The organism is Mycobacterium sp. TH-M106 (assembly GCF_057473765.1).
In genome coordinates this window covers 1-9,044 of record NZ_JBYCLE010000636.1, presented here as the reverse complement: position 1 = coordinate 9,044, position 9,044 = coordinate 1, and the positions used below count along the sequence as shown (strand labels likewise).

The 9,044-nt window shown below is 66.7% G+C and carries 10 protein-coding genes; 5 read left to right on the top strand and 5 right to left on the bottom strand.

The window, feature by feature from the left end:
- Positions 1-1,650, top strand: a 1,650-nt coding sequence (gene fadD2, locus AC2VOP_RS21385) for a long-chain-fatty-acid--CoA ligase FadD2 (protein WP_486962827.1), incomplete at its 5' end; no start/stop codon positions are given.
- Positions 1,651-1,732: 82 nt separating this feature from the next.
- Here fadD2 and AC2VOP_RS21380 read toward each other — a convergent pair.
- Positions 1,733-2,248, bottom strand: a complete 516-nt coding sequence (locus tag AC2VOP_RS21380) for a DinB family protein (RefSeq protein WP_486962826.1) — start codon at positions 2,246-2,248, stop codon at positions 1,733-1,735.
- A gap of 56 nt (positions 2,249-2,304) precedes the next feature.
- Here AC2VOP_RS21380 and AC2VOP_RS21375 point away from each other — a divergent pair, with 56 nt between their 5' ends.
- Together AC2VOP_RS21375 and AC2VOP_RS21370 are read left to right on the top strand one after the other, a co-directional pair.
- On the top strand, positions 2,305-2,499 hold the full coding sequence (locus AC2VOP_RS21375) for a type II toxin-antitoxin system VapB family antitoxin (RefSeq protein WP_486962825.1): 195 nt from the start codon (positions 2,305-2,307) through the stop codon (positions 2,497-2,499).
- On the top strand, positions 2,496-2,870 hold the full coding sequence (locus AC2VOP_RS21370) for a type II toxin-antitoxin system VapC family toxin (RefSeq protein WP_486962824.1): 375 nt from the start codon (positions 2,496-2,498) through the stop codon (positions 2,868-2,870). Before AC2VOP_RS21375 ends, AC2VOP_RS21370 begins: the two co-directional genes overlap by 4 nt.
- Before the next feature lie 3 nt (positions 2,871-2,873).
- Here the strand turns inward: AC2VOP_RS21370 and AC2VOP_RS21365 are convergent, their stop codons facing one another.
- Entirely contained in the window at positions 2,874-5,063 is a 2,190-nt protein-coding gene (locus tag AC2VOP_RS21365; protein WP_486962823.1) for an acyl-CoA dehydrogenase family protein, read from the bottom strand.
- 143 nt (positions 5,064-5,206) lie between these two features.
- Positions 5,207-6,331: an alpha/beta hydrolase gene (locus tag AC2VOP_RS21360; protein ID WP_486962822.1), complete on the bottom strand. Its 1,125-nt coding sequence runs from the start codon at positions 6,329-6,331 to the stop codon at positions 5,207-5,209.
- A gap of 98 nt (positions 6,332-6,429) precedes the next feature.
- On the opposite strand from AC2VOP_RS21360, the gene AC2VOP_RS21355 reads away from it, so the two are divergent.
- Positions 6,430-7,014, top strand: a complete 585-nt coding sequence (locus AC2VOP_RS21355) for a VOC family protein (protein WP_486962821.1) — start codon at positions 6,430-6,432, stop codon at positions 7,012-7,014.
- Here AC2VOP_RS21355 and AC2VOP_RS21350 read toward each other — a convergent pair.
- Positions 7,002-7,640, bottom strand: coding sequence for a TetR/AcrR family transcriptional regulator (locus tag AC2VOP_RS21350; protein WP_486962820.1), 639 nt, complete (start codon positions 7,638-7,640; stop codon positions 7,002-7,004). The two genes, AC2VOP_RS21355 and AC2VOP_RS21350, sit on opposite strands and share 13 nt — an antisense overlap.
- A gap of 79 nt (positions 7,641-7,719) precedes the next feature.
- Between AC2VOP_RS21350 and AC2VOP_RS21345 the strand changes: the two genes are divergently transcribed.
- On the top strand, positions 7,720-8,628 hold the full coding sequence (locus AC2VOP_RS21345) for an oxygenase MpaB family protein (protein ID WP_486962819.1): 909 nt from the start codon (positions 7,720-7,722) through the stop codon (positions 8,626-8,628).
- Positions 8,629-8,682: 54 nt separating this feature from the next.
- Here the strand turns inward: AC2VOP_RS21345 and AC2VOP_RS21340 are convergent.
- Positions 8,683-9,044: PIN domain-containing protein (locus AC2VOP_RS21340; protein WP_486962818.1), on the bottom strand; the 362-nt coding region annotated here is incomplete at its 5' end.

Sequence of the window (9,044 nt, the reverse complement as noted above, 5' to 3'; positions counted from 1 at the left end):
CTGCCTGGGCAGATCGCCGCCAGACTCCAGCAATATGCCGAACGCGGTTCTGCCGAACTGCACTATATCCGCAAGATATTCGAAGCCGGCGCGTTGCAGCTGGGGGCGCCGCAGAATATCGCGGGGGCGGTCGTCGACGGCGTGCGCTGGGGCGAGCTGGGCATGATCACTGCCCTCAACGCCCGGCGCAACCCGAACCGGACCGCGATCATCGACGACGACGGCACGCTGACCTTCAAAGAACTCGACGAGGCCGCCAACGCGGTGGCCAATGGCCTGATTGCGCTGGGGGTGCGCGGCGGCGACGGGGTGGCGATCCTGGCCCGCAACCACCGCTGGTTTCTCATCGCCAACTACGGCTGCGCCCGGGTCGGCGCCCGGATCATCATGCTCAACAGCGAGTTCTCTGGTCCGCAGATCAAGGACGTCTCCGAGCGCGAGGGCGCCCAGGTGATCATCTACGACGACGAGTACACCGCTGCCGTCGCCGCGGCCGATCCGCCGCTGGGCAAACTGCGGGCGCTTGGGGTCAACCCGGACAACCCGGAGCCGTCCGGCAGCACCGATGAGACGTTGGCCCAGCTGATCGCCCGCAGCAGCAAAGCCCCCGCACCCAAGGCCACCAGGCATGCGTCGATCATCATCTTGACCAGCGGCACCACCGGCACTCCCAAGGGTGCCAACCGCAAGACCCCGCCGACGCTGATGCCTATCGGCGGGATCCTGTCGCTCGTTCCGTTCAAGGCCGGCGAGGTGACCTCGCTGCCGTCGCCGATGTTCCACGCGTTGGGGTACCTGCACGCCACCCTCGCGATGTTCCTGGGCTCGACGCTGGTGCTACGGCGGCGCTTCAAGCCGGCGACGGTGCTCGAAGACCTGGAGCGGCACCGGGTGACCGCGATCGTCGTCGTCCCAGTGATGCTGTCCCGAATCCTGGATCAGCTGGAGAAGACCGAGCGCGCCGACCTGTCGGCGTTGCGGATCGTGTTCGTCTCCGGCTCGCAGCTCGGCGCCGAGTTGGCCACCCGGGCGATGAAAGACCTGGGGCCGGTGGTCTACAACATGTACGGCTCCACCGAGGTCGCGTTCGCCACCATCGCGCGGCCCGAGGACCTGCAGTTCGACCCGTCGACGGTGGGGCCGGTGGTCAAGGGAGTCAAGGTGAAGATCCTCGACGACAACGGCTATGAGCTGGTGCAGGGCCAGGTGGGCCGGATCTTCGTCGGCAACGCGTTTCCGTTCGAGGGTTATACCGGCGGCGGCGGCAAGCAGATCGTCGACGGTCTGCTGTCCTCCGGGGATGTCGGTTACTTCGACGAGCACGGTCTGCTCTACGTCAGCGGCCGCGACGACGAGATGATCGTCTCCGGCGGCGAGAATGTCTTCCCCGCCGAGGTCGAAGACCTGATCAGTGGGCACCCCGACGTCATCGAGGCGACCGCGATCGGGGTGGAGGACTCCGACTTCGGCGCGCGGCTGCGGGCCTTCGTCGTCAAGAAGGAGGGCGCCAACCTCGACGAGGACGCCGTCAAGCTCTACGTCAAAGAGCATCTGGCCCGCTACAAGGTGCCCCGCGACGTGGTCTTCCTCGACGAGTTGCCGCGCAACCCCACCGGCAAAATCCTCAAACGCGAGCTGCGCGAGATGTAGCTCCCCCTTATCCGGCGAGCGTGCGTGTCCCCGGGCGGCACGCCGGGCGTGCCGCCGGGAACACGCACGCTCGCGCGGGAAGCTACCCGTCGAAACCGGTTGCGCCGTCGAGCTGTTCGCGCAGAATGTCGAGGTGCCCGGCGTGCCGGGCGGTTTCCTCGATCATGTGCACGCAGATCCAGCGCAGCGACACTTGACCGAGATGGCGGTGCGGCACCAGATGATCCAGCGGATACCGCCCGGCGTTCTGCCGGGACTGCTCGCACTGCTCTTGATACTCGGCCACCAGCGTGTCGAGCGACTCCTCGGGCAGGAAGTCAAATTCCCACGCGCGCTCATGGAGCCGGCGGTTGTCGTCGACGCGTTCGTTCAGCAGCTGGTCGAACCAGCCGTACTCGGCCCAGCGCAGATGCTTGACCAGACCGCCCACCGTCGTCTGCGAGGGCACCAGGTGACGACGGGCGTCGACCTCGGAGAGCCCGGCGACCTTGCGCACCACGATGTCCCGGTAGTCGTCCAGGAACGACTGCAGGGTTTCGCGCTCGCCGGTGGCCGCAGCTGCGTTGCGACGGCGACCGGGCAGCCATGGATTGGTCACGGCGTCGACATTAGCCGCGCATAGGTTCAAACATCAGCTGATGTTACATTTGATGCATGCGGACAACGGTGACGGTGGACGACGAGCTCATGGCCGAGGCGGAACGGCTCACCGGAATCCATGAGCGATCGGCCCTGGTGCGAACCGGCATTGAGGCGCTGATCGAGCGTGAGGCCGCACGCCGGCTCGCCCGCCTCGGCGGCAGCGAAATGGGGATCGTTGCGCCGCCGCGGCGCAGGACATCGCGGTGATCCTGGCCGACACCTCGGTCTGGGTGGATCACCTGCGGTCGACGGACCGTCACCTATCCGATCTGCTTGACCGCAACGTGGTGTTGTCACACCCGTGGGTGCTCGGCGAAATCGTCCTCGGCGGCCTGCGTGAAGACTCCCCGGTAGCGCAGTTGATGCTACGGCTGCCGAAAGCCGCTGTAGCGACCGAGGCGGAGGTGCTGGGCCTGATCAGCCGTGAACGTCTGGCGGGCCGTGATATCGGTGGCATTGGCTATGTCGATGCGCAACTGCTTGCCGCCACCCGGTTGACGCCAGACGCAGCGCTGTGGACCCGAGACCGAAAGCTGGCGGGGCTGGCGGAGGTGCTTGGGGTTGCATACCGAGCGTAGTACCTACGGGTCGCGCGGTAGGCCCAGCAGACGTTCGGCGATGATGTTGAGCTGCACCTCCGAGGTGCCGCCGTAGATCGTGGAAGCACGGCTGTAGAGCAGATACCCGGCCCACTTGCCGGCCAACTGTTCGGGGTCGCCGATCGCGGCGTCACCGCCGAACGTCCGGACGGCGAACTCGGCGTAGGCCTGGGCGGCGCGCATCGACAACAGCTTGGAGATCGCCGCCGACGGCATTGCGTCGCCGCCGGCCAGTGTGAGCAGGGTCGAGCGCAGGTTGAGCAGCTTGGCCGCGTGCCCCTCGGCGATCAGCCGCCCGGCTTGGTGTTGCTCGATCTGGTCGAACTGCCCGTCGCGCATGAACTCGACCAGCTCGTTCAGGCTGGCCAGAAACGGCGCCTCGCTGCCGCCGATGGAAACCCGCTCGGCTGTCAGGGTGTTGCGGCTGACCTCCCAACCGCGGTTGACCTCGCCGAGCATCAATGCGTCCGGGACGAACACGTCGTCGATGAACACGGTGTTGAACATCGCCCCCCCGGTGAGTTCACGCAACGGGCGAACCTGCACCCCTTCGCTTTTCATGTCGAGCAGGAAGTAGCTGATGCCATTGTGTTTCGGTGCGGAGGCGTCGGTTCTCGCCAACAGCGCACCCCACCCCGAGAACTGCGCCGCGGTGGTCCAGATCTTCTGGCCGGTGATCCGCCAGCCGCCGTCCACCTTCGTCGCTTTGGTGGTCAGACCGGCCAGGTCGGAGCCGGCACCCGGCTCGGAAAACAGCTGACACCACAGCATCTCGCCGCGAAAAGTCGGCGGCAGAAACCGTTGCTGCTGTTCGGGAGTGCCGAACGCGACAATGGACGGGATGATCCACGCCGCGATGCCCATCGACGGCCGCTTCACCCGCCCGGCGGTGAACTCCTGGTCGATGATGATCTGCTCGACCGGGCTGGCGGACCGGCCCCACGGCTCGGGCAGATACGGCAGCACCCAACCGCCCTCGGCGATCGCGACGTTGCGCTGCTCGCCCGGGATGGCCTTGAGCGCGGCCACCTCGGCGCGGATCTGAGCCCGTAGCTGCTCGGTGTCGGGGGACAGGTCGATGTCGATCTTGCGCAGCCCGGTGCTGGTGGCGGTGTCGACGACCCGCTGCGGGTAGTCGGCGCCGCGGCCGAACGACGCCGCCAGGATCAGCGCGCGCCGGTAGTACACGCCCGCGTCGTGCTCCCAGGTGAAGCCGATGCCACCGTGCACCTGGATGCAGTCCTGGGTGCAGCGCTGGGCGGCGGCCGGCGCCAGGGTGCCTGCCACGGCCGCCGCGAACTCCGCCGCCGAAGCGCCGCTGGCCTCGTCGATCGCCCGCGCGGCGTCCCACACCGCCGCGGTGGCCCGCTCGGTGTCGGCGATCATCTCGGCGCACTTGTGTTTGACGGCCTGAAACTGGCCAATCGGCCGGCCGAACTGCTCGCGGATCTTGGCGTAGGCCGACGCGGTGTCGGTGGCCCACCGCGCGACGCCGACCGCCTCCGCGCTGAGCAGGGTGGAGATCAGCGCACGGGCGCTGGCACGACCCAGGTTGCCCAGCACGGCGGTCTCGGGCACCTCGACGCCGTTGGCCCGCACGTGCGCAATCGGTCGCAACGGGTCAACGCTGGCCACCGGCTCGATCTCGAGTTGGTCGGCGCGCAGCACCACCCATGTCTCGCTGCCGTCGATCGCCACCGGCAGCACCAGCGTCGACGCCTGGGCCGCCGACGGAACAGCTCGGGCCTCGCCGCGGATCACCAATCGATCGGCGTGCCCGGTGGCGGTCAGCCCGGAGTTCAATGCGTAGGCGGCGATGGCTGCGCCGGACGCCAGACCTTTGAGGGCATCGCTGTTGGGGTCGTGCACAGCGATCAGTGCGCTGGCGATCGTCGACGGCACGAACGGGCCGGGCACCGCGCCGTAGCCGAACTCGGCCAGCACCACGGCTAACTCCAGGATGCCGAAGCCCTGCCCGCCGATCGATTCGGCTAGGTGCACACCCTGCAGGCCCTGCTCAGCGGCGGCCTGCCAGTACGACGGCGGGTTCATCGTCTGCTCTGGCGGCGTTTCCATCGCGGCGTGCAGGGCTTCTGACGGCACTTCCCGCGCGATCAGAGACCGCACCGAAGCAGCGAGGTCTTGATGCTCAGAGGTGATCGCTATGGGCATTGACGCGCCTTCCGTTGGTGGCGGCAACTGCGTGGTGCCGACAATCCTCAATGTACTAACCGGTCGGTTGGTTGACTACCTGAGTCAGGGTATCGGCCGCGTTCGGCGACGTTGCGGCAGCTGCCGACGTCCAGCCAGAACCGTCAGCACCACCGCTCGGTGATCCACCCGGCGATGGCATCGGCCTGGCGGTCGCGGGCGCCCGGAGTGGTGAAGTAATGGTCGGTATCGAAATCGCACCGTGTTTTGTCGGTGCCGGGCAGCGCGTCGTAGATGCGTTGCGCATCAGACGGGAACACGCCGGTGTCGCCTTCGGCGTTGATCACCAGCGCCGGGCAGCGCATTCGGGCCAGGTGCGGCTCGGCCCGGGTCTGGGCGGTCCGCAGGCTCCACATGCCCAGCCAGTTGCGCAGGGTGCAGGCCGCCGCGATACCGTACGCGGACCGGTTGGCCTTGACCGGGACACCGGCGTAACACATGTTCGGCGTGCGGTTGGTGGGCTCCAACGTCGGGTCGACCATGCGCGGGTCGGCCCAGGTGCGCATCACCGTGAACGGCCGGTCCGAAAAGCCCGCCGCGCGCACCCGCTCGAGCTCGGTCTCCACCCAATCGGTGATGGCGTGATTGCGCGCGGCCTGCGCAGCCCGGTAGCGGGTGATGAACTCCGGTGAATACGGCGGACCGTTGCGGCCGTCGAACAGGTCGAGGTCGGGATCGCTGGCCACCGGGTCGTTCTCGTCGACGACGGCGCCGTCCATCCAGGCGGTCAGCACGTCGGGCCGGCCGGGGTGTGCCGCGCTGGCGACGTAGCCGTCGGCGGCGGGCAGTTCGGTAAGCCCCGGCGCTGGCCGCATGCCGGGCAGCGGGCGCACGTTCGGGTCGATCGCCTGAGCCTGATAGGCCGCCATCAACGAACCTCCACCGGAGTTACCGAGCAGCACAACGGTCTCCACACCGGCCACCTCCCGCAGCCAGCGCACCCCTACACCGATGTCGACCAGCGCGTGATCGAGCAGGAAGCTGCTCTCGAAGCCGCGGAAGCGGGTGTTCCAGCCCAGGAACCCGATGTCGCGGGCGGCAAGGTAATCGGCGAGGTAGTGCTCGGAGAAGTCGATCTGGTAGTGGGTGGCGATCACCGCAACCTTCGGTGTGCTCCCGGTGCTGCGGTGATACAGTCCCTGGCACGGGTGCCCGCCGGCGCCGGCCCGTTGGGCGCTGGGCGACGGCAGCCCGACGAACTCCCGAACGATCTCCGGTGCGCTGGTCATGGGCCACTCCTTGATCCTGGCTACCCGAAGCGGCCTGGTGTGACACGCTGTGCCCTGATGTTAGATTCGAGAACGAACCTTGCCAGGAGAGTCGTGCAATGATCAAGCCGCACAACACCAACAGTGAGTTCGAACTCGGCGGGATCAACCATGTCGCGCTGGTCTGCTCGGACATGGCCCGCACCGTCGACTTCTACAGCAACATCCTGGGCATGCCGTTGGTCAAGGCGCTGGACCTGCCCGGTGGGATGGGCCAGCACTTCTTCTTCGACGCCGGAAACGGGGACTGTGTCGCGTTCTTCTGGTTCGCCGACGCGCCGGACCGGGTGCCGGGAGTATCGTCGCCGGCCGCTCTCCCGGGCATCGGGGATATCACCAGCGCGGTCAGCACGATGAACCACTTGGCGTTTCACGTTCCGGTCGAGAAGTTCGACTCCTACCGGCAGCGGCTCAAAGACAAAGGGGTGCGGGTCGGCCCGGTGCTCAATCACGACGAGTCCGAGATGCAGGTTTCGGCGACCGTGCATCCGGGCGTGTACGTGCGGTCCTTTTACTTCCAGGACCCTGACGGTATAACCCTTGAATTCGCCTGCTGGACAAGAGAGTTCACCGAGAGCGATGTGAGTGTCGAGCCGCGCACCGCAGCAGACCTCCGAGCCGAAAAGACCGGTCAGCCACGGTAGAGCGTCGGGTCGCTCAACTTGTCTACCAGTGCCGTCAGCTGGTCGACCAGCTGGTCGGGGCCGAAGCGCACCTCGCCGGCCAACCACGCGCTGATAGTCTGCGCCACCCCGCCGACCACGAAGTGTGCGGCCGCCTTGATCCGGTCGTTCTCCGGAATATGCAGTGTGGCAACGGCATGCTGGCCGGACAACATCGCCAGCAGCGCACTGGATTCCACCCGTTTGCGCACCACTACGGCGTTGCTCAGGTGTACGCCGAACAATAGCCGTCCGATCCGGGCGTCGCCGGCGATGGTTCGCACGATGTTGGCCATGCCCACTCGGGTCTGATCGGCAGGCGTCGCCGAGGCCACCAGCGCCCGCGTGCGCATAGCCAGGTCGGTGATCACCGTGTCGAACACCGCGCTGACGAACTCGTCCTTGTCGGCGAAACTCTCGTAGAAGTAGCGCGCGGTCAGGCCGGCTTCCCGGCAGATGCCGCGTACGGTCAACTCGGCGATCTGCGGGCGGTCGGCACCCAGCAGGTCCAGACCGGCCTCCAGCAGCCGGGACCGGCGTGCGGCCAGCCGGTCGGCCGCGTCGACGCCGGCGTAGGGGCGCGCGCTGGATATCTTGGCTGAAACCATCCAGACCATATTGACACCCGGCCAGATCGGGGGCAATATTAGGAAACACTTGTTCTCACAATCTGGGGTAGGTGAAGCCGTGACGGTCAGCGCCCAGGTTCCGCAGGTGGAGCGCCCAGTCGGCGAGCCGCCGGACCCGAATCGGCGCCGTGCCCCCAAATCGAAGCAGGGCATGAACATGGCCGATGGCCTGTTCGCGCTCTCACTGCTGTCCGGCTCCGCCAACGTGATCATGGAATTGGCGCGGCCCGGTGTGGGCTACGGCGTTGTCGAGAGCCCGGTCGACAGTGGGCGTGCCGACATCCACCCGTTCAAGCGGGCCCGCACCACGATCGGTTATATCGCCGTCGTTGCCATGGGCACCGATGACGAGATCAAGGCGTTTCAGGTAGCGATCGACGTGGCGCACCGTCAGGTTCGGTCCACCAAAGACAGCCCGGTGCAGTACAACGCCTTCGACCCCGAATTGCAGTTGTGGGTGGCGGCGTGCCTGTATAAGGGGTTGGTCGACCTGTACCGGATGTTCTACGGCGAAATGGACGACGACGACGCGGACCGGCAATACCAACAAGCCAAAACTCTGGGCACCGCACTCCAGGTGAGCGAAGAGATGTGGCCACCGGACCGGGATGCGTTCGACAAGTACTGGCAGGAGCAGCTGAACACCAACATCCACATCGACGACACCGTCCGCGACTACCTGTACAAGATCGCCGCGGTCCGGATGCGCGGGGTGACTCTGCCCGGCCCGTTGCACAAGCTGGTGGAGGTTCCGATGCTGTTCGTCACCACCGGCTTTCTGCCACAACGGTTCCGCGATGAGATGAAGCTGCCGTGGAGCGAGGGCAAACAGCGGTACTTCGATGCGCTCATCGGCCTGCTGCGGGTGGTCAACAATCTGACGCCAACTCCGCTGCGGCAGCTACCATTCCGGACGCTGATGTGGGACCTGCGCTGGCGGATGCGGACCGGCCGCCCGCTGGTGTGACGAGCTGCTGGACCGCATAACGGTCGTTGCGCCGGGTAGGTTCGGATCTGGCAGTCAGACGGCCACGACACGGATCAGTTCCTCGAGCCCAGAAAAGTCCTCGGCGTTTCGACTGTACAGATCCAGGCGATTGGCGTGCGCCGTCGCAGCGATCAAGAGATCCGCGAACCTACTGCGAGGTTTTCGGCCTTCACGCACCACCGCGGCGACGACGAGCCCGTAACTGCGCACGGCGGCCCCGTCGAACGGGATGGGCTCCAGCCTCGACTCCACTTCCTGTAATCGGCCCTGACGCTTGGCCGCCTCGATTGGCGTGGTGGCAAGTAGCGGCCCGGCAGCCAATTCGGCAGCGGTAATAGCCGAAATCGCCATCTCGTCGGGGAGTGCGGCAACGACCGTCGGGTCGTGCCAGTCGA